Annotated in this window: 17 protein-coding genes and 1 pseudogene; 11 read left to right on the forward strand and 7 right to left on the reverse strand. The window is 61.8% G+C overall.

Annotated elements, in window-relative coordinates; translation table 11 throughout:
- Positions 1-33 precede the first annotated feature (33 nt).
- Positions 34-927 carry a LysR family transcriptional regulator gene (locus tag AC3WQS_RS15715; protein ID WP_492713088.1) on the forward strand — a complete coding sequence of 298 codons (894 nt, stop codon included), beginning with the start codon at positions 34-36 and terminating at the stop codon, positions 925-927.
- Between the two features lie 162 nt (positions 928-1,089).
- Here AC3WQS_RS15715 and AC3WQS_RS15720 read toward each other — a convergent pair whose 3' ends face one another.
- Entirely contained in the window at positions 1,090-1,467 is a 378-nt protein-coding gene (locus AC3WQS_RS15720) for a PLDc N-terminal domain-containing protein (protein WP_020968226.1), read from the reverse strand.
- A 248-nt stretch (positions 1,468-1,715) separates the two neighbouring features.
- Entirely contained in the window at positions 1,716-3,524 is a 1,809-nt protein-coding gene (gene leuA, locus AC3WQS_RS15725; RefSeq protein WP_492713071.1) for a 2-isopropylmalate synthase, read from the reverse strand.
- A gap of 270 nt (positions 3,525-3,794) precedes the next feature.
- Here leuA and AC3WQS_RS15730 point away from each other — a divergent pair, with 270 nt between their 5' ends.
- From AC3WQS_RS15730 to AC3WQS_RS15745, 4 genes are read left to right on the forward strand one after another with little or no spacing between them, the layout of a single operon-like run.
- Positions 3,795-4,160: a DUF8021 domain-containing protein gene (locus AC3WQS_RS15730; RefSeq protein WP_003943492.1), complete on the forward strand. Its 366-nt coding sequence runs from the start codon at positions 3,795-3,797 to the stop codon at positions 4,158-4,160.
- Positions 4,160-5,113 (forward strand): hypothetical protein, encoded by a 954-nt coding sequence (locus tag AC3WQS_RS15735; RefSeq protein ID WP_492713070.1) that lies wholly within the window; start codon positions 4,160-4,162, stop codon positions 5,111-5,113. The genes AC3WQS_RS15730 and AC3WQS_RS15735 overlap by 1 nt, the downstream gene beginning before the upstream one ends.
- A gap of 49 nt (positions 5,114-5,162) precedes the next feature.
- Positions 5,163-6,428 carry an aspartate kinase gene (locus AC3WQS_RS15740; protein WP_019746567.1) on the forward strand — a complete coding sequence of 422 codons (1,266 nt, stop codon included), beginning with the start codon at positions 5,163-5,165 and terminating at the stop codon, positions 6,426-6,428.
- A 6-nt stretch (positions 6,429-6,434) separates the two neighbouring features.
- Positions 6,435-7,469 (forward strand): aspartate-semialdehyde dehydrogenase, encoded by a 1,035-nt coding sequence (locus AC3WQS_RS15745; RefSeq protein WP_492713069.1) that lies wholly within the window; start codon positions 6,435-6,437, stop codon positions 7,467-7,469.
- Between the two features lie 62 nt (positions 7,470-7,531).
- On the opposite strand, the gene AC3WQS_RS15750 is transcribed toward AC3WQS_RS15745, so the two are convergent.
- On the reverse strand, positions 7,532-7,873 hold the full coding sequence (locus AC3WQS_RS15750; RefSeq protein WP_021332919.1) for an Imm51 family immunity protein: 342 nt from the start codon (positions 7,871-7,873) through the stop codon (positions 7,532-7,534).
- Positions 7,874-7,916: 43 nt separating this feature from the next.
- Positions 7,917-8,558: a TetR/AcrR family transcriptional regulator gene (locus AC3WQS_RS15755; protein ID WP_492713068.1), complete on the reverse strand. Its 642-nt coding sequence runs from the start codon at positions 8,556-8,558 to the stop codon at positions 7,917-7,919.
- Between the two features lie 159 nt (positions 8,559-8,717).
- On the opposite strand from AC3WQS_RS15755, the gene AC3WQS_RS15760 reads away from it, so the two are divergent.
- Both AC3WQS_RS15760 and AC3WQS_RS15765 read left to right on the forward strand, forming a co-directional pair.
- Positions 8,718-10,499 carry an acyl-CoA dehydrogenase family protein gene (locus tag AC3WQS_RS15760; protein WP_492713067.1) on the forward strand — a complete coding sequence of 594 codons (1,782 nt, stop codon included), beginning with the start codon at positions 8,718-8,720 and terminating at the stop codon, positions 10,497-10,499.
- A gap of 1 nt (position 10,500) precedes the next feature.
- A complete protein-coding gene (locus AC3WQS_RS15765; RefSeq protein WP_019746572.1) occupies positions 10,501-11,433 on the forward strand; it encodes an oxygenase MpaB family protein in 933 nt (310 codons plus the stop codon).
- Between the two features lie 84 nt (positions 11,434-11,517).
- Here AC3WQS_RS15765 and AC3WQS_RS15770 read toward each other — a convergent pair.
- Positions 11,518-12,827: pseudogene (locus AC3WQS_RS15770) on the reverse strand (HNH endonuclease signature motif containing protein).
- 49 nt (positions 12,828-12,876) lie between these two features.
- Positions 12,877-13,653 carry a TetR/AcrR family transcriptional regulator gene (locus AC3WQS_RS15775; RefSeq protein WP_355335713.1) on the reverse strand — a complete coding sequence of 259 codons (777 nt, stop codon included), beginning with the start codon at positions 13,651-13,653 and terminating at the stop codon, positions 12,877-12,879.
- 65 nt (positions 13,654-13,718) lie between these two features.
- On the opposite strand from AC3WQS_RS15775, the gene AC3WQS_RS15780 reads away from it, so the two are divergent.
- The 4 genes from AC3WQS_RS15780 to AC3WQS_RS15795 are packed head-to-tail and all read left to right on the forward strand — an operon-like array spanning position 13,719 to position 18,545.
- Positions 13,719-14,558 (forward strand): alpha/beta fold hydrolase, encoded by an 840-nt coding sequence (locus AC3WQS_RS15780; protein ID WP_492713066.1) that lies wholly within the window; start codon positions 13,719-13,721, stop codon positions 14,556-14,558.
- Positions 14,559-14,614: 56 nt separating this feature from the next.
- Positions 14,615-16,381, forward strand: coding sequence for a multicopper oxidase family protein (locus AC3WQS_RS15785; RefSeq protein WP_492713065.1), 1,767 nt, complete (start codon positions 14,615-14,617; stop codon positions 16,379-16,381).
- 36 nt (positions 16,382-16,417) lie between these two features.
- Positions 16,418-17,632, forward strand: a complete 1,215-nt coding sequence (locus AC3WQS_RS15790; protein ID WP_019746577.1) for a CaiB/BaiF CoA transferase family protein — start codon at positions 16,418-16,420, stop codon at positions 17,630-17,632.
- A 1-nt stretch (position 17,633) separates the two neighbouring features.
- Positions 17,634-18,545 carry a hydroxymethylglutaryl-CoA lyase gene (locus tag AC3WQS_RS15795; RefSeq protein WP_445387579.1) on the forward strand — a complete coding sequence of 304 codons (912 nt, stop codon included), beginning with the start codon at positions 17,634-17,636 and terminating at the stop codon, positions 18,543-18,545.
- A 6-nt stretch (positions 18,546-18,551) separates the two neighbouring features.
- Here the strand turns inward: AC3WQS_RS15795 and AC3WQS_RS15800 are convergent, their stop codons facing one another.
- Positions 18,552-18,857: a hypothetical protein gene (locus tag AC3WQS_RS15800; protein ID WP_019746579.1), complete on the reverse strand. Its 306-nt coding sequence runs from the start codon at positions 18,855-18,857 to the stop codon at positions 18,552-18,554.
- Between the last annotated feature and the right edge of the window lie 37 nt (positions 18,858-18,894).

An 18,894-nucleotide genomic window follows, 5' to 3' on the forward strand; every position in this document is an offset into this window, starting at 1 on the left:
ATGTAGTTTTGCTACATGGATATTCGTCACCGTATGGATGCCACGCGCTTGCGGATTCTCCGCGAGCTCGCCGACCGAGGAACCGTCGGCGCTACTGCTCTCGCTCTCTCGATGACACCGTCCGCCGTCTCGCAACAACTCAAGATCCTCGGCCGAGAGGCGGGGGTCTCGCTCCTCGAACCGGACGGGCGCACGCTGCGCCTCACCGACGCTGGTCGAGCGCTGGTGCTCCGCGCCGACGACGTGGTGGCGGCGCTCGACCGGGCAGCGGACGAGATGGCGTCGTACCGAGGCTCGCCGCGCGGCAAGGTGCGAGTCGCGTTCTTTCCCTCCGGAGCAGCTCTCCTGCTGCCCGGCGTCCTGACGGCGCTGAAGAACTCGGACGTGGACATCGACGCACACGACGTCGACAAACCGGCGTCGGCCGTCCCTGGACTGTTGGCCGATCACGACGTGATCCTCACTCACCGTGACGAACGCGGCGCCGAGACCTCGTTTCCCCGGGTCAGCGTGCAACCGCTGATGCGTGAACCGATCGATCTGGTGCTGCGGCCTGATCATCCACTCGCCGAGCAGAATTCGGTTCGGTTGGAGCAATTGGCCGACGAGAACTGGATAAGCGTGCGCGGCGGGTTTCCGGTCGACGACGTTCTGCTGTCGGTTGCGTCGGTAACCGGCGTCCAGCCTCGCGTCGCTCATCGGATAAACGATTTCCGCGTCATCGAAGAGCTGGTGGCGGCGGGCCACGGCGTGGCTTTGATGCCGCGATACGCGATCACGCATCCCGGAGTGTCGAGGAAACCGGTGGCGGGAGTGCGCGCTGCACGAGTTTATGAATTGGCAACTCGGTTACACGCCAACCGCAGTCCGGCTATCGGAGTCGTGCTCGACGCCTTTCGTGACGTCGCGCGTGCTGTCGGTGAATGAAGGCTGTCGGTGAATGAAGGGCCGTTGGTGAATGAACGGCTGTCGGTGAATGAGCAGCTGTTGGTGAATGAACACAAAACGGGAGCGACACGATTAGTGTCGCTCCCGTTTCGGTAGTGCAATCCTCACGGTTTAGTGAGGGTCGCTTAGTGAGGGCCGGTATCAGGCGAGAGCCTTGGCCTTCAGTGCTGCGAATTCTTCTTCGCTGATGGTGCCGGCGTCGAGAAGCGCCTTTGCATCTGCGATGGACTCGGCCGGGGACTTTCCGGCAACCTCACGGATGTAGCTGTCCTGTGCATTCTTGACCTGCTGAGCAGCCTCCATGGAGCGCTGGGCCATTCCGTCGCTTCGGACGATCAGATAGACGAGCGAGGTGAGCAGCGGAATGAAGAACAGGAAGACGATCCAGATTGCCTTTACCCAGCCGGAAGTCTTGTGATCGCGGAATAGGTCGGTGATGATCGAGAAGAGCAGGATCAGGTACGCGATGAACGCGAAGCTGATGATGATCAGCCAGAGGAAGTCCCAAAAGGAATCCATTGTCGAGCCCCATTTCACAAGTCGGATTTGTCTGAGGTGACTATCTCACGTGCCGGGGTCGGCTGCATCATCCTCGATGGGTGAATCCTGTTTGTTAACTTCGCTAAGCGACTCTTTCGGGACCTATGTCATGCCGAACCGAAAACACGGACCGAAGAACTTCTGTGCCGTGAAAACAACCCTGGTCTCACCCGAAAATCGGGTGAGACCAGGGTTTGTCGAAGAGCCGGGTTCGTATTGCGTGAGTGTCAGCTCGCGCGGTTCACTGCCGAAACCACGGCGCGCAGCGACGCCGTCGTGATTGACGTGGCGATACCCACACCCCAGACGACGGTGCTCTGACCGTCCGGGCCCGTCACGGCGCACTCGACGTAGGCCGCCGCTTGGGCGTCGTCGCCGGCGGACATTGCGTGCTCGGAGTAGTCGAGGACACGAACGTCGAAGTTGACGCTTCCCAGCGCGTCGACGAAGGCAGCGAGCGGGCCGTTACCGGTTCCCGAGATCTCCTGCTCCTTGCCGTTCACCTTGACGATGGCGGTGATGGCGTCGGTGCCGCCGTCCTCCTCGGAGGCGGTGACCTTCTGCTTCATGCGCTCGAGCGGGGTGACGGGGGCGAGGTACTCCTCGTGGAAGACGTCCCACATTTCCTTCGGCGAGACCTCGCCGCCTTCGCCGTCGGTGATCTTCTGGACCGACTGCGAGAACTCGACCTGCAGACGACGCGGCAGCACCAGACCGTGATCGGCCTTCATGATGTACGCGACGCCGCCCTTGCCGGACTGCGAATTCACGCGGATGACGGCCTCGTAGCTGCGGCCGACGTCCTTGGGGTCGATCGGCAGGTAGGGGACCTGCCAGAGAATGTCGTCGACGTCCGAGTCCTGGTTGTCGGCGTCGACCTTCATGGCGTCGAGGCCCTTGTTGATCGCGTCCTGGTGGCTGCCGGAGAACGCGGTGTAGACCAGGTCGCCGCCGTACGGATGACGCTCGTGGACGGGCAGTTGGTTGCAGTACTCGACTGTGCGACGGATCTCGTCGATGTTCGAGAAATCGATCTGCGGGTCGACGCCGCGCGTGAACATGTTCAGCGCGAGGGTGACCAGGCAGACGTTGCCGGTGCGCTCACCGTTGCCGAACAGGCAGCCTTCGATGCGGTCTGCGCCGGCCTGGTAGCCCAGCTCGGCTGCAGCGACGCCGGTGCCGCGGTCGTTGTGGGGGTGCAGCGACAGGATGACCGAATCGCGGCGGGCCAGGTTGCGGTGCATCCACTCGATGGAGTCGGCGTACACGTTGGGTGTCGCCATCTCGACGGTGGCGGGCAGGTTCAGGATGACCGGGTTGGCAGGCGTCGCACCCAGGGTTTCGGTGACGGCGTCACATACTTCCTTGGCGTACTCGAGCTCGGTGCCGGTGTAGGACTCGGGCGAGTATTCCCAGCGCCAGTTGGTGTCCGGGTACTTCTTCGACTCGGCCAGGACCAGTTCGGCGGCGTCGGTGGCGATCTTCTTGATCGTGTCCTTGTCGGCGCGGAACACGACGCGGCGCTGCAGGATCGAGGTGGAGTTGTAGAAGTGCACGATCGCGTTCTCGGCACCTTCGCACGCCTCGAATGTGCGCTTGATCAGTTCAGGACGCGACTGCGTCAGCACCTGGATGGTGACATCGGACGGGATCGCGCCGTCCTCGATGATCTCGCGAACGAAGTCGAAGTCGGTCTGGCTCGCGGACGGGAATCCGACCTCGATCTCCTTGTAGCCCATACGGACCAGGAGATCGAACATGCGACGCTTGCGCGCCGGGCTCATCGGATCGATCAGCGCCTGGTTGCCGTCGCGCAGGTCAACGGCACACCACTGGGGTGCTCGGTCGATGATCTTGTCCGGCCAGGTGCGGTCGGGCAGCGTGACCGTCTCGACCTCTTCGGCGAACGGGCGGTAGCGGAACGTCGGCATCGACGAGTTCTTCTGCGTGTTCCACGCAGGCTGGTCGGAAGGTGCCGGCTTCGTGGGCGGGGTAATGGTGCGAGTGCCGGTGGTGAATGCGTCAGCGGGGGACATTGGTGTGATCTCCAGGATTGTGGACCTGGCCTGATGACCTGTTGGTCAAGACCATGAGTCCGGAAGGCTTGGTCGACCGGCGCACAAAAACCCCGCGGCGGGAGGCCAGTCTGGATCAGACCCCGTCGCGGCAACCAAGAAGGAGTGCGCGCTGCATGCACAGCACTCTACTCCTGGATTTCGCGAGAAATCGGTGGGGTTCGCCCTCATGTCCAATTTGTCGCCGAATTGTGCTGCCGTTTCGGCCTCGAAAATGGTGGACTGTCGTCCATGGATCCCCGAATCGCCGTGGCGAGCACGTACCTCGACGCGCTCCGTAGTCACGATGGCAGTTCCGTACCGCTGGCTCCGGACGCGGTACGTCACGAGGTCGGGTTGAAGACCGGATTTTCGGGGAATCATTTGCGGCGCAGCCTTTCCGGAGGTCCTCAGTATCGCGTGATCCGCGACATTCGTGAGGTGGAGTGGACGGTCGACGGGGACGACCTGACGGCTGACTACCTCCTTGACGCCGGGTTGTTCGGGCGCAACCTGATGACCGTTCGGGTTACCGAGACCTTCCGGATACCCGCTGACGATCACCGCATTCACCACATCACCGCGAAGATTCGACCGGCGCGCGCCAAGCACACGTGATGCGCTCGATCCGCTGGATCGTCTGTTCACTGCTGATCGTTCTCGCTGGTCTCGGTTTTGCCGGCTCGGTGCTCGCGCTGTTCGTCCACACCCAGGTGAACGACACCGACAGCTATGTCGAGTCCGTTGCCCCGCTGGCTGCCGACCCCGCTGTCCAATCGGCGGTCGTTGATCGGCTGACCGAGGAATTGACGCAGCGGTTGGACGAGTTTCCGCAGGTGGTGACGAGACAGGCCGAGAGACTTGTTCGTGAGGCCGCTCAGTCGTTGGTCTCGAGCGACCAGTTTGCGACGCTCTGGACCGCGGCCAACCGTCGAGCGCACGCGCAACTTGCCGCGATGGTGACCGGCCGAGCCGCCGACGGCATAGTTCGGGCCGACGAAAGCGGAACGGTCACCGTCTCCCTCGAACCGGTCATGACGGAACTGAGGACGAACCTGCGCGATCGCGGATTCACCGTGATCGATCGCCTCCCGGCGCTCGATCCGCAGTTCGAGATCCTGCAATCCGACGAGTTGGTGCGGGCCCAGGATTTCTCGAACACTCTCGACCGAGCAGCAGCCTGGTTGCCGTGGGCGTCGGTGGCCTGCGCGATTACGGCCGTCGCAGTTGCACCGGGGCGAATGCGCGCGCTGTCCCTGGTCGGGCTGGCGACGGCGGTGGCGATGATCGCCCTGCTGGTGGCGCTGGCCGTCGTGCGTCGGGTCTATTTACAGAATTCAGACATACCGTCGTCCGAGGCGGCTGTGGCGGTGTACGACGCGCTGGCAGTTTCCCTGGTCAGCAGTATCCGCGTGCTTCTCGCCTGCGGAGTTGCCGTCGCGGTGGTCGGTTACGTTGCCGGTGGTTCGCGTTCTGCGACGTTGATGCGAGCGCGGATCTCGCAACTGATCCCGCGCGGATCTGAGGCGAACAGCAGTACGCATCGGGAAGTCCCAGGACCACCTCGGTAAGCTCGACCTCTGGTATCTGTAAACAATTTCGACCTGGAGGTAGAAACGCGTGGCTCTCGTCGTCCAGAAGTACGGCGGATCCTCGGTGGCAACCGCCGAGCGCATCCGACGAGTCGCTGAACGGATCGTCGAGACCAAGAAGGCCGGCAATGATGTCGTCGTCGTGGTGTCAGCGATGGGCGATACCACCGATGAGCTGCTCGACCTGGCTCAGCAGGTGTGCCCTTCCCCGCCGGCCCGTGAAATGGACATGCTGCTGACCTCGGGTGAGCGCATCTCCAACTCCTTGGTAGCGATGGCAATTCACTCCCTCGGCGCCGAAGCTCGTTCGTTCTCGGGCTCACAAGCCGGAGTCATCACGACCGGCAGCCACGGAAACGCCAAGATCATCGACGTCACGCCGGGCCGTGTTCGCACCGCCCTCGACGAAGGCTCGATCGTTCTGGTCGCCGGATTCCAAGGCGTCAGCCAGGACAGCAAGGACATCACGACGCTCGGACGCGGTGGCTCCGACACCACCGCCGTGGCGTTGGCAGCTGCACTCAACGCTGACGTCTGCGAGATCTACACCGACGTCGACGGCGTCTTCTCCGCCGACCCGCGCATCGTCCCCGACGCTCACCGCCTCGAGACGGTTTCCTTCGAGGAAATGCTCGAACTCGCAGCGTGTGGTGCCAAGGTGCTCATGCTCCGGTGCGTCGAGTACGCCCGTCGTTACAACGTGCCCGTGCACGTCCGTTCGTCATACACCACCAAGCCCGGAACAATCGTGTCCGGATCGATGGAGGACATTCCTGTGGAAGAGGCCCTGATCACCGGAGTCGCGCACGATCGCGGCGAAGCCAAGATCACCGTTGTCGGATTGCCGGACACACCGGGACATGCTGCCAAGGTGTTCCGCGCTGTCTCCGATGCCGAGATCAACATCGACATGGTGCTGCAGAACATCTCCAAGGTGGAGACCAACAAGACGGACATCACCTTCACGCTGCCGACCGCCGACGGCCCCCGCGCCGTCGAGATCCTGACCAAGCGTCAGGAAGACATCGGCTTCACGCAGATCTTGTTCGACGACCACATCGGCAAGGTTTCCCTGGTCGGCGCCGGAATGCGGAGCCACCCGGGCGTCACGGCCACGTTCTGTGAGGCGCTGGCCAAGGCCGACATCAACATCGATCTCATCTCGACCTCCGAAATCCGCATCTCCGTGCTGGTCAAGGACACCGAACTCGACGACGCCGTGCGCGTTATCCACGCCGCTTTCGGTCTCGGCGGCGACGAAGAAGCTGTAGTACACGCAGGAACAGGACGGTAATTTCTGATGACAACAATCGCTGTTGTCGGTGCGACCGGTCAGGTCGGCATCGTCATGCGCACTCTGCTCGAAGAACGTAACTTCCCCGCGGACAAGGTGCGGTTCTTTGCATCGGCACGCTCCGCCGGTAAGAAGCTGACGTTCCGCGGCGAAGAGATCGTTGTCGAGGATGCCGAAGCAACGTCCGACGAGAATCTGAAGGGCATCGACATCGCCCTCTTCTCCGCCGGTGCGACGCTGTCTCGTGCGCAGGCTCCGCGCTTTGCCGCGGCCGGTGCGACGGTTGTCGACAACTCTTCCGCATGGCGCAAGGATCCCGAGGTTCCCCTCGTGGTCAGCGAGGTCAACCCGCAGGACACGAAGAACCTGGTCAAGGGCATCATCGCGAACCCCAACTGCACCACCATGGCAGCGATGCCGGTGCTCAAGGTTCTGCACGACGAAGCCGGTCTGCAGCGTCTGATCGTTTCCAGCTACCAGGCTGTGTCCGGTAGCGGAATCGCCGGCGTCGAGGAACTCCTCGGCCAGGTGCGCGCCGTTGTCGGTGACGCCGAGAAGTTGGTTCACGACGGCAGCGCCGTCGACTTCCCGGCCCCGAACAACTACGTCGCCCCCATCGCGTTCAACGTCCTGCCGCTGGCAGGTTCGCTGGTCGACGACGGAAGCGGCGAGACCGACGAGGATCAGAAGCTCCGTAACGAGAGCCGCAAGATCCTCGGACTTCCTGATCTGCTGGTTTCGGGCACATGCGTGCGCGTTCCCGTCGTGACCGGACACTCGCTCGCGATCAACGCAGAGTTCGCGAACCCGCTCTCGGTCGCTCGTGCGAAGGAAATCCTCGCCGACGCTCCCGGAGTGGAGTTGGTCGAGGTTCCGACGCCGCTGGCCGCTGCCGGCGGCAACGCGTCGCTGGTCGGTCGTATCCGTCAGGATCCGGGTGTCCCGGAGGGACGCGGACTCGCGCTCTTCGTTTCGGGTGACAACCTCCGTAAGGGTGCCGCTCTCAACACGATTCAGATTGCCGAGCTGTTGGTCGGCTAGATCTTTCGTTCGGTACCGGCCCCGCACCTAGGTGTGGGGCCGGTGTCGTTTCAGCAGGAACTCTAGTCGAGTTCGGAAATGGCGACCAGGCCGCCGAGGTACTCGGCATCCGAATACGCTTTGGCGAGAAGCACTCCGAGTTCACCAAGAGCTTCGTTGTCGCTGCCGTACGCAACAAACATGCCCGCTTCGGGATCGGTGCCGAAGCGGCCCTCCAGATGCGGTGCATCGCGGCCTACCACTGCGTGGGCGACCGACGCCCAGTCGTAGCCGGAGCCTTCGAAACCCTCTACCTGCTCGAATACCGCTGCTACCTTGCCGAAATGCTGGTCGGTGAGCATCAGTGACCAGTTGCCCGGAGACGTTTCGAAAAGCTGTAGCGGTTCGATCGATGGTGATGTCATGCGTGTATTGAAGCAGATCCGACCGACAGGTTTCAGTCGGCAGCTAACTTCCGACCGATTGGGCGAGGGCCACGGCAAAACTGGAAAGTCTTTCTCGGGTATAGGTTTCGGGGTCGCTGACGGCCAGTCGTCCGAGCATTTCGGCAAACGACATCATGGTGTGTGCGAGGAGAACCGGATCAAGGCCTTCGAGCTTCGGTTCGAGGGCAATCCCGGCACGCGCCAGTTCTTCGGCGCGGGCGAAGACAGCTCCGCGAGAGAGCTTCAGCAAGCCGTGATACTCGCTGGGGGCGTTCTCGACAGACGTCAGAATCAGGCGCCAGCGCGTCGGGTTCTCCAGTACGGCGTCGACGAAGGCGCCAACGGTTCCGGTGTATGACGCCGCTGGGCCGAGTTCGCTCAGATCCGTCGGCATGGTTTCGAGCACCTGAGCGATGGCTCGCTCGTGCTCGCGGCGCAGGAGTGCAGCGACGAGATCGGTCCTGGTATCGAAAATTGTGTAGAGGACGGGCTTGCCGACGCCGGCTTCGGCGGCGACGGATTCCATGCTGAGGTTGTGCAGGCCTACGCGGCCGGTGACCTCGAATGCTGCGTCGAGCAGTTGTTCGCGTCGTTGCTCGGGCGCCATGCGAGGGGCGTATTTGCGTCGCGGTGTATCCGTTGCGTCAGTTTGTGACCTGGTCATCGTGTGCCTCACCTCCGCTCCCACCCTAATCTGCCTGCCAATTCTTCGTGAATCATACGCAACCGTTGTATTCGTCGTCATCAATTGTTACGGTGGCGTTGTATTCGAAGAGGCGGTCAGTGAGGCGCCTCTGCCGAGATCTCTAGGAGACCAACCGCGATGACAGCGTCGACCTCTTTAGTGCCGAATGATCTGTTGCTCCATCCCTCCACTTACGATCGGCCGGAATTCGACGCGACCACGCGGAGACTGCTGGGCGCGACCGTCGACTGGTTCGAGGCGCGTGGAAAGAATCGACTTCTGGCCGACTATCACGACAAGACCTTTTACTCCGACTTCCTCGACTTCGCGGCAAAGGAAGGCCTGTTCGCGACTTTCCTGACCCCCGCCCGCGACAGCGGCGGTGACTCCGACAAGCGCTGGGATACCAGCCGTATCGCCGCGCTGTCCGAGATCCTCGGCTTCTACGGACTCAACTACTGGTACCCGTGGCAGGTGACCATTCTCGGCCTGGGGCCGGTGTGGCAGAGTGACAACGAGAAGGCAAGGGCGCGAGCAGCTTCCGCTTTGGCTTCCGGAGGCGTTGCGGCATTCGGATTGTCCGAGAAAGAGCACGGCGCCGACGTCTACTCCACCGACATGGTCTTGACGCCGAACGGCAGCGGCGGGTACCTGGCCAGCGGTTCGAAGTACTACATCGGAAATGGCAACTGCGCCAACACGGTCTCTGTCTTCGGTCGCGTCGACGGAGTGGAGGGCGCCGATCAGTACGTCTTCTTCTACGCCGACTCGGACCATCCGGCATTTACCGTGGTGAAGAACATCGTTCCGGCCCAGATGTACGTAGCGGAGTTCTCACTCGCCGAATATCCCGTTGCGGCAGAGGATATCCTGCATACCGGCGAGGCAGCATTCAGTGCCGCACTCAACACCGTGAACATCGGAAAATTCAACCTGTGCTTCGGCGGAATCGGTATGTCGACTCATGCCTTGTACGAGACGATTACCCACGCGCACAATCGAATCCTGTTTGGCAATCCCGTCACGGCGTTCCCACACGTACGACGTGAATTCGTCGACGCGTACGCGCGCCTGCTGGCGATGAGGCTCTTCTCGGATCGTGCGGTGGACTACTTCCGCACCGCATCGCCCGAGGATCGCCGCTACCTCTTGTTCAATCCCGTCACCAAGATGAAGGTGACAACCGAGGCACAGAAGGTGATCGGACTGCTCTCCGACATCGCTGCGGCAAAGGGCTTCGAGAAGGACAGCTACCTCGCGGTGGCCAAGATGGATGTCGACGGGCTGCCCAAGCTCGAGGGGACCGTCGCCGTCAATCTCGCCCTGATCGCCAAGTTCATGCCGGCGTACCTCTTTGCCCCCGAGTCATTTCCGGCGATTCCGACGCGTAACGACGCAGCCGACGACGAGTTCCTGTTCCGTCAGGGCCCGGCACGGGGGTTGTCCAAGGTTCGATTCGACGACTGGCGAGCGGTGTACGCGAAGTTTGCGGATGTTCCCAACGTCGCACTGTTCGTGGAGCAGGCCGAAGCTCTCGTGACCCTCCTTGCCGAAGCTGCACCGGATGCGGCGCAGCAGGTCGACTTGGACTTCGGCCTGGCGATCACCGAACTCTTCACCCTCGTCGTCTACGGCCAGTTGATCCTCGAACAAGCCGAGATCTTGGGATTGGACGAGGGACAGCGGAGCGATGGGGTGCTGGATCAGATCTTCGACGTCCTGGTCCGCGACTTCAGTGCTGCAGCGGTGGAGTTGCACGGAAAACCCAGCGCCAGTGAAGATCAGCAGCGGTTGGCTCTCGCATCTATTCGGCGCCCCAAATTCGCAGCCGAGCGATTCGAGTACGTCTGGCAGCAAGTAGTCGCCTTGTCTGGTGCCTACGAAATGAACTGTGCAGGGTCAACGAACGGGGAGGAATGAAATGTCTGAACTGACGATGAATCGACCGCGTGAGGATTACGGCTTCTTCGGCCCAGGATCACCCAGTTGGAAGATCTGGGCGGCTCCGACAGCATTGATCGGTTTCCAGCGGTCAGTGGTGCTCGAGCACTTCGACCCCTTCCTTGCTGCCGCGGTGGCAGATATGAGCGGGATCTACAGCGATCCCGCCGGGCGACTCGACCGAACCTTGGCGTACTTCCTGACCGTCGCCACTGCCGACGGGCGGACGGCACTGGCGTTGTCCGACCATCTCATGACGGTTCACGCTCAGGCCACGGGTATCGAACCGATCACCGGAACTCGTTACAGTGCAAACAATCCGGCGTCACAACTGTGGATCCACGTGACCGGTTGGCATTCGGTGCTCAAGTGCTACGAGATGTACGGGCCGGGCCCACTCTCCGCCGTCGAAGAGCAGCGGTACTGGGAAGAATGCGTGATCGCTGCCGAACTGCAGACATGCAAAGCGTCCGACGTTCCGCGCTCGCGAGACGAGGTACGGGAGTACTTCGCTGAAGTCAGGCCCAGATTGTGTACCTCCGAGCGTGCCAACCGGGCGATGCACTACTTGTTGAGAACGCCAAGGGCGCAGGGGAAGACGAAGTTCGCGGCGTTCAGCCGATTGGTCGCGCCGGCCACTATTGCAACATTGCCGGGCTGGATGCGAACCATGGGCGGCTTCGATCAACCCGCTTTGTTGGACAGGGCAATTGCGCCCGCGGTGCGAACTGCGGTCCGGGTCGGCAGTTCACCGAAGAACATGACCACTGCTCTGAAGGTCATCGCGCCGATGACTGGCAAGGTGTTGGAGCGCCACCTGCGTGACGAGCAACCCCTCGACCCGAGAGTTGTCACCCCGGCGGAGATTCGGGAGCGATTCCCACGCGCCACCAAAGTTCCGCAGGCGGTCTGACGGAATTCACGGCTTTCGGCACCGCATCGAGATCTGCTCGATGCGGTGCTGGCACGTGTTCTGTTGTGCCTGAGGAGTACTACCTCAGGTTTTGAATGTGGTGTTCGCCGGCCGCGGGTGCTGCTGCGGGTCGATCGAGGGTGGTGGGATGAACCACGGTTTGTTGTCGACGCCGATGCGGATCACCCACTTCCCGAGGAACCCGGCTTTGCGGTGCATCAACCGATGATGTGAACGGCACAGCAGGACAAGGTTGTTCATCACCGTGGGGCCACCGTTGGCCCAGTGCCGGATGTGGTGCGCGTCGGTCCACGCGGGCACACACGTGCAGCCCGGGAAAGCGCAGCCTTTGTCTCTCGCGATCAACGCCACTCGCTGCTCGGCGGACACCAACCGTTTCCCGGGTTTCGCATCCAACGGCGCGCCGTGACCGTCGAGCAGCACCGTGGACAGGAAACAATCACACCCGAGAAGCCTTGTCTGCGAGACGGACAGTGGTCCGAGCCACGGCATATGTCCGACATCAAGATCCGACACAGCCACTCCACTTCACCACCAGGAGCAGCGGATGTTGCGGCGCAGTCCCGATGCTCCGCGAGATCACGTGCGTTGATGTGCACGTTCACGTGCGGACGCTGACCACCATCGGTGCCGGTTTTGGCGCAGTCCAGATAGCGGCGGATCAGTTCGGTGAACCCGTCCGCGGTCCGCTTCGCCGCCGACCGGGAATCCGGGGTTCCATCGGGTGCCGGGGTGGGCATCGTCAGATTCGACAGGGCCGATAGCAGCATTTCACCGGTGAGAGCATCGAAATCACCGCGCACCACCACTCGACCGTTCAGTGTCGATGCGATCCGCAACTCGTTGCGGTCGATGTCTTCGGCGGGTGGAATCTCATCGGATTCGAAGATTCGCTCCAAGGTCGCGATAACACTCCGGACTTTCGTGGTCGTCGACTCCACGCCCGACGCAGCAGCCAACAACAAATCGATGCACTTCGGTAGCGCTTCCTCCGGCATCCCCTTCGGTGGTGATTCGCAGAACGCCACGATCAACACGGCATGCTCGAACGAGCAGTCCCCGACATCGAACCGAGCAGCCACCGCGGGAAACGGCCGTAGCGCTGCACCGAGGGCGGCGATCTTCTTCCCGTCCCGGATCTGCAGCATCGTGTTCGCCGCCAACCAGGACCCCACTCCGCGGCTGGCAATCACCTGATCATCCGGGCGCATTGAGAGTTCGTCGACCACCGCCACCCGAACAGCCTCGAGACGAAGAATCTCCGCGCTCGCCGACACCGCAGCAGCACGCAACTCAGAAGCAGGCAACCGCCACAGGCGTCCGCGCAACCCCACCGCAGAACCCGACACCACATCCGACAACAGAACACTCATTGAATCCCCCGATCCCCTACACACAAGAATACTCGAACATGCGTTCGAGTCAAGAGTGTTTTCGAATCCTCGATTCGATCCCGTCAAGGAGGATCTGTAGGCCCTGAGTAAATGACTCTTCGGTTTCTCGTTCGAGATAGAAGTCGCCGCCCGGTATCGGTGGTGCCTCCCGACCCAACTGCACCGTGTGGGGGAAGTCGTCCGCGAAATCCGGTGCAGCATCGGCCAGTGCAGCAGAAGACTCTGCCCACCAATGAGATTCGGAATCTCCGATGGTCGAGGCGCTCCGGATCTCAGCTAAGGTCCGCGCGGACCCCCGGATGAAATGGAAAAGCATGCTCACCGATCTGCGGATGGTCGGAGCATCGAGACCCGTGGAGTAGAGAATGGACAGGAGTGATTCGAGTCCTGCCTGCTCGTGCGGACCCAGGACGGGGCGCGCCAACGAGACATCCAATGTCCACGGATGGCGTGTATGTAGGGCGAAGAGTGCGGCGGCCCAGTCGGACAGTGCCATGCGCCAGTCGCCGGTGTCTGCGATCGGCGGTAGCTCGGCATGCACCCGGTCGTACATCAGGTCCAGTAGTTCGTCCTTTCCCGGTATGTAGGTGTACAGAGACATCGCAGTGCGGCCGAGGTGGTCGCCGATCATGCGCATCGACAACGGTGTCGTGGGGTTGGCGTCGGCGACTTCGATCGCGGCGTCAACGACTGAGTCCGTGGACAGCGCGGGCTTCGGTCCTCGGCGGCCGGAAGGCGTCTCGGGTTGACGCCACAGAAGTGAAATCGTGCGTGCGATATCGCGTCGGCCTGCCTGTTTGTTCATCTTGTCGCTTTCGTGGAGTCGCGCTATTCTTAATTACTTTACAGTGTAAAGATTTGGGAGTGGGCATGGTTGAGGCAAGACTTCACGACGGGACAACTATCGATGTCGAGGTTCTCGGACATGGCCCCGCCGTGCTGATGCCCGTGAATCCGATTTCGGCTACCGGCATCAAGGCTGACGAACTGCGCGCCTGGGGCGTTGACCCCTCGCTCGGTCGAACGTTCATGGAAGGGTTGGCGTCGAACTTCACTGTGGTTGCCTTCGACTACGAAGGGCACCGGATGGCGTCGCCCGCTCCGGACACGCTCACTCCCGACAACATCACGTCCGACATTCTGGCTGTGGCGAATTCGGCTGGGATCGACCAGTTCGCCTACTACGGATACTCCTGGCTGGCTCTGTGCGGATTGCAGTTGGCGCTGCGCACCGATCGTCTGACCGCACTGGTCATGGGTGGTTTCCCGCCGGTGGATGGGCCGTACAAGGCGATGCTCCAGGTTACCGAAGCTACACACCGCATGACGAGTGAACCGCCCCAGCGCACATCGCAGCCCACGGCATCATCAGACGAGTTCGATTGGAACTCCATCGACATTGCGTTGACCGGAGCGCAGACCCGGCAGTTCGTGACGCTGTACCGCGCACTTGGTGAATTCGACGATCGAACGATTCAAGGGCGCATCTTTTGTCCGCGAATGTGTTTCGTCGGTTCGCAAGACGTCATCGAATACGGTGACCGGTGGGGTGGGGTACGGGTCGCGCCGGCCGATCTCGACCTCGACGCCGCTCGGTCGGCAGGGTGGGATATCGAGGTACTCGACGGTCTGGATCACACGCAGGCAATGCAACCGGCTCATGTTCTACCCATTCTCAAACCTTGGTTGGAGAAGGTGGTCGGTGTTTGACCGTGCGAGCACACGGGTAACCCGCTCCGGATGCCGTCAGCGTGAGGGGGCCGTGAGTGGACGAGTCACACAAGATCCGTCGACGATCGTTTGTTCAAGGGCTTGGCTTGCTGGCCGGTCTGAGTGCATTGTCCGCTGGATCAGCGACAGCTCGACCCCCTGACATCGATCCGCTACGCCCATTCCAACTTCCGTCACCCCGGCTGGAACCGTTTCGGGAGACCCTTCCTGTCCTGCCGGGCATTTCGGGTGGCAACCTGGAGCTTCGCGCGGCTTCGTCGGTGCACCGTTTCCATCCGGACCTACCGTCGTCGCCGTCGCTGGGTTACGGCGGAATGGATTATCTGGGCCCCACCATCGAAGCTCACGTCGATCAGCTCGTCACAGTCCGATATGCCAATGACATTTCTGCGTATCCGCTTGCCGCGGATGTCGATCCGGGTCTGCACGGCGTCAGCGACCTCGACCGCACACAGGTCCCCACCTCGCTTCACCTGCACGGAGGAGTTACTGCACCACAGTTCGACGGACATCCGGAGTTGATCCAGCGTCCGGGCGAAGGTTTGGTCCACGAATACACGAATGGTCGTGCCGCCGGCAATCTCTGGTACCACGATCACGCCATGGGAATGACGCGCCTCAACGTCTACGCCGGATTGGTCGGGATGTATTTTCTCCGTGACGACGTTGACACGGGCGCCGCCGGGAATTCTCTCGGCCTGCCGACCGGTGAGTTCGAACTCCCGATGATTCTGCAGGACAAGGTATTCACTTCCGACGGTCAGCAGAGTGTCCGTTCCACGTGGCTCACTCCGCAAGGTTCATGGGATCCGGCGACCCCCGGTGACGTTGGCGTGGTGAACGGCGTCGTGTGGCCGAAATTGGAGGTTGCCCGCGGCCTGTATCGATTGCGACTGCTCAACGCCGCAACCTATTCGGTGTGGAATCTGCATTTCGCAAATCGTATGCGGTTCTGGGTGATCGGGTCCGAAGGCGGTTTACTGGCCGCTCCGGCGCCGACGGATCACGTCCGGTTGAGTCCGGGTGAACGCGCTGATCTGCTGGTCGACTTCAGTATGCTCGAGCCGGGCACAACGGTGGAATTGCGCAACGACGAACCGGTACCCCTTGCGGTGGCTCAACGCGGCACGCAGGTGATGCCGGTGTTCTGTCGGTTCGACGTGGGCAGCGCAAAGGGATTCACCGGCTCGATCCCGCAGCAGCTGAATTCCGTTGCCGCCGAACCGGCGTCCCCGGATGTGGTGCGAAATCTCACGATCATGCAGCTGTCGCGTCCGTCGGATTACCCGTCGATCACTATGTCGCTCAACAATTTGAGGTTCACCGATTCGGATATCGAACTGCCACGTCAGGGGGCCGTCGAGCAATGGAATCTGATCAACATCACCACGGAACCACATCCGATTCATCTGCACCTGGTGGCGTTCCGCGTTGTGGGACGCCAGAGCCTCGACACTGCAGCACTGATGCAGCGGTATCCGGTGCCTGACTTGGGGGTCCGGTGGACGCCGTCGGCGGAGGAATTCGTGACCTCTTCGCTGCGGCCTCCCGAAGTGTGGGAAACGGGGGAGAAGGACACGGTCATCGTGGATGCCAACTCGATCACCCGCGTGATCGTGCGCTTTCCGACGGCCGACGAGTTGGGCTTCGATCCGGATGCAACTTTCGCGAGAGGTTCCATGGCAGATCACTCGGCGCACGGAGAAGCTGGCATGGGGGACTTGCAGGGGTACGTCTGGCACTGCCACATGCTCGATCACGAAGACCACGACATGATGTTGCGATACCGGGTGGTGACGTAGCCTTCAAAGGGAGAAAAGTTCCCAGAGGAGGCAGCTGTGTCGGAAGGTGCGCCCACCGGGCCCCTGGACGGATATCGGGTGATTGAACTCGGAACCTTGATCGCCGGGCCCTTCGCCGGGAAATTGCTCGGCGACATGGGAGCCGACGTGATCAAGATCGAATCACCGGACCGTCCAGACCCGCTTCGTACCTGGGGTCAGGCAGAGCAGGACGGTCATCGATTCTTCTGGACGGTTCACGCCCGCAACAAGCGGTGTGTGACGTTGGACCTTCGCGTCGACGCGGGCCGCGACCTGTTTCTGAATCTGATCGAACATGCCGACGTGGTGGTCGAGAACTTCCGGCCGGGCACCCTCGAGAAGTGGGGTCTGGGATTCGACGTGCTCAGCGCGCGCAATCCGAAGTTGGTGTTGGCCAGGGTATCCGGCTACGGGCAGAGCGGACCGCAAGCCAAGAGCGCCGGCTACGCCTCGGTTGCCGAAGCAGTCAGCGGATTTCGGCATCTGAACGGTTATCCAGGGCAGGCACCTCCGCGTATTGCCCTTTCACTCGGAGATTCTCTCGGTGGGATGTTCGCCGTTCAGGGAGTGCTGGCGGCGTTGCTCTCGCGAGAGCGGACCGGCCGTGGTCAGGTGGTCGACGTCGCCCTCACGGAATCCTGTCTGGCGGTGCAGGAATCCACGATCCCGGACTACGATCGGGGCGGGATCATCCGGCAGCCCTCGGGAACGAGGTTGGAGGGTATCGCGCCGTCCAACATCTACCAGACCTCTGAAGGAAACTGGGTGGTGATCGCGGCCAATCAGGACACGCTCTTCGTGCGTCTGTGCACCATCATGGGTCGACCGGAACTAGCGCAAGACGACCGATTCTCCAATCATGTTGCGCGTGGCAAACATCAGGACGAGCTCGACGAATTGATCAGCGCCTGGGTTGCGCTCCAAGATCCCACCAGTCTCGTGGAACGTCTCACCGAAGTGGGAGTTGTTGCCGGGCCGATCAATACGGTTGAAGATGTGGTCAAGGATCCGCAGCTGATCGAACGGGGGATGCTCGTCGACCACTACGACGAGCGGATCGGGGAAAACGTCCTCGGCCTGGGCGTCGTGCCTACATTCAGTGAGACACCCGGATCCGTGCGCAACGCGGGAGCAGCGTCGCCGGGGTACGACAACGCTTCGGTCTGGGGTGGGCTCCTCGGACTCTCGGGCGACGAGCAGACAGAACTGAAGAAGAAGGGCGTGATCTGACGTGTCGGTACCTGAAGCAGGTGTTCCCGCGGTCAGCATTCGTGAAGTCGGGCCACGGGATGGGTTGCAGATCGAAGACCCGGTCTCGCTGGCGGAGAAACTTCGTCTTGTCGAAGCGCTGGCTGCGACAGGTGTTTCGCGCATCGAGGCGACGTCGTTCGTGTCACCGCGTGCGGTGCCGGCACTGGCCGACGCGGAGTTGTTGGCCGCAGAGTTGCACCAGTGGCCAGGCATCGAGTTCTCGGCATTGGTCGCCGGAATCGGTGGAGCGAAACGGGCCGTTGCTGCAGGAATGAAAACCGTCGAATATGTGGTGTCGGCATCGAATAGCCACAGCGAGGCCAATGCTCGGTCGACGACGGAGCAAGCGACCGAACGTATCGGAGAGGTCGTCCGGATCGTCCACGAGGCTGGTGGACGGGTGGAGGTCATCGTGGCCACAGCCTGGGACTGTCCGTTCGACGGTCCAACCGATCCGGACCGTGTTCTGCGGATTGCGGAGCAGGCCAAAGAGTTCGGCGCTGATCAGTTCTCGATCGCGGATACCATCGGCACTGCCACACCGGGACGCGTCGGACGGTTGATCGACGCTGTCGGCGAAAGAGTGGGTGACTTCGGCTTGGGTGTGCACTTCCACAACACGCGTGGCGCTGGTCTTGCCAGTGCGTTGGCGGCTGTGCAGCACGGAGTTCGAAACCTGGATGCGTCCACCGGTGGCCTGGGCGGTTGCCCGTTTGCTCCTGGTGCCAGTGGCAATATCGCGACTGAGGAACTGGTCTACATGCTCGAAGACATGGGCATTGCGACAGGTATCAACCTGGATGCGAGCATTCGTGCCGCTGCCGTTGCAGAGGAGATAGTGGGCCATACGGTTCCCAGTAATCTTCTCCGCGCCGGCGATCGGAAGCGATAGGGACCTTTACTCTTCTCGGTTGGGTGATGCCAGCTGCAGTTTGACCAGCTGCTCGTGTGCCGCCGGCGGCCAACCGATGCGCTGTTTCTCCAGATACCATGCACCGGCGGCACATGCGATCGCGAGGACGATCCAGATCGCTACGCTTCCGATCTGAGAGCCCAGGTCGCTCGATGAGGATACTTCGCCCGTGCTGTAGTCGTATTCCGTTGTCGTGGTGATTCCCTCGACTGCGAAGGTCCACAGAATCGGAAGGGCACACAGTGCGGCAAGGGCGCGTGCAACATGTGCTGGACGCAGTTCGAAGATCATTCATTTCTCCTGGTGATCGACGCGGTGAATCTCACTC

The organism is Rhodococcus sp. FW305-130, assembly GCF_058788335.1.

Excerpts from the sequence above, each read along its gene's own strand:
- AC3WQS_RS15715 (WP_492713088.1), top strand. The coding sequence starts at position 34 with ATGGATGCCACGCGCTTGCGGATTCTCCGCGAGCTCGCCGACCGAGGA.
- AC3WQS_RS15720 (WP_020968226.1), bottom strand. The coding sequence starts at position 1,467 with ATGGATTCCTTTTGGGACTTCCTCTGGCTGATCATCATCAGCTTCGCG.
- leuA (WP_492713071.1), bottom strand. The coding sequence starts at position 3,524 with ATGTCCCCCGCTGACGCATTCACCACCGGCACTCGCACCATTACCCCG.
- AC3WQS_RS15730 (WP_003943492.1), top strand. The coding sequence starts at position 3,795 with ATGGATCCCCGAATCGCCGTGGCGAGCACGTACCTCGACGCGCTCCGT.
- AC3WQS_RS15735 (WP_492713070.1), top strand. The coding sequence starts at position 4,160 with ATGCGCTCGATCCGCTGGATCGTCTGTTCACTGCTGATCGTTCTCGCT.
- AC3WQS_RS15745 (WP_492713069.1), top strand. The coding sequence starts at position 6,435 with ATGACAACAATCGCTGTTGTCGGTGCGACCGGTCAGGTCGGCATCGTC.
- AC3WQS_RS15750 (WP_021332919.1), bottom strand. The coding sequence starts at position 7,873 with ATGACATCACCATCGATCGAACCGCTACAGCTTTTCGAAACGTCTCCG.
- AC3WQS_RS15755 (WP_492713068.1), bottom strand. The coding sequence starts at position 8,558 with ATGACCAGGTCACAAACTGACGCAACGGATACACCGCGACGCAAATAC.
- AC3WQS_RS15760 (WP_492713067.1), top strand. The coding sequence starts at position 8,718 with ATGACAGCGTCGACCTCTTTAGTGCCGAATGATCTGTTGCTCCATCCC.
- AC3WQS_RS15765 (WP_019746572.1), top strand. The coding sequence starts at position 10,501 with ATGTCTGAACTGACGATGAATCGACCGCGTGAGGATTACGGCTTCTTC.
- AC3WQS_RS15775 (WP_355335713.1), bottom strand. The coding sequence starts at position 13,653 with ATGAACAAACAGGCAGGCCGACGCGATATCGCACGCACGATTTCACTT.
- AC3WQS_RS15780 (WP_492713066.1), top strand. The coding sequence starts at position 13,719 with ATGGTTGAGGCAAGACTTCACGACGGGACAACTATCGATGTCGAGGTT.
- AC3WQS_RS15800 (WP_019746579.1), bottom strand. The coding sequence starts at position 18,857 with ATGATCTTCGAACTGCGTCCAGCACATGTTGCACGCGCCCTTGCCGCA.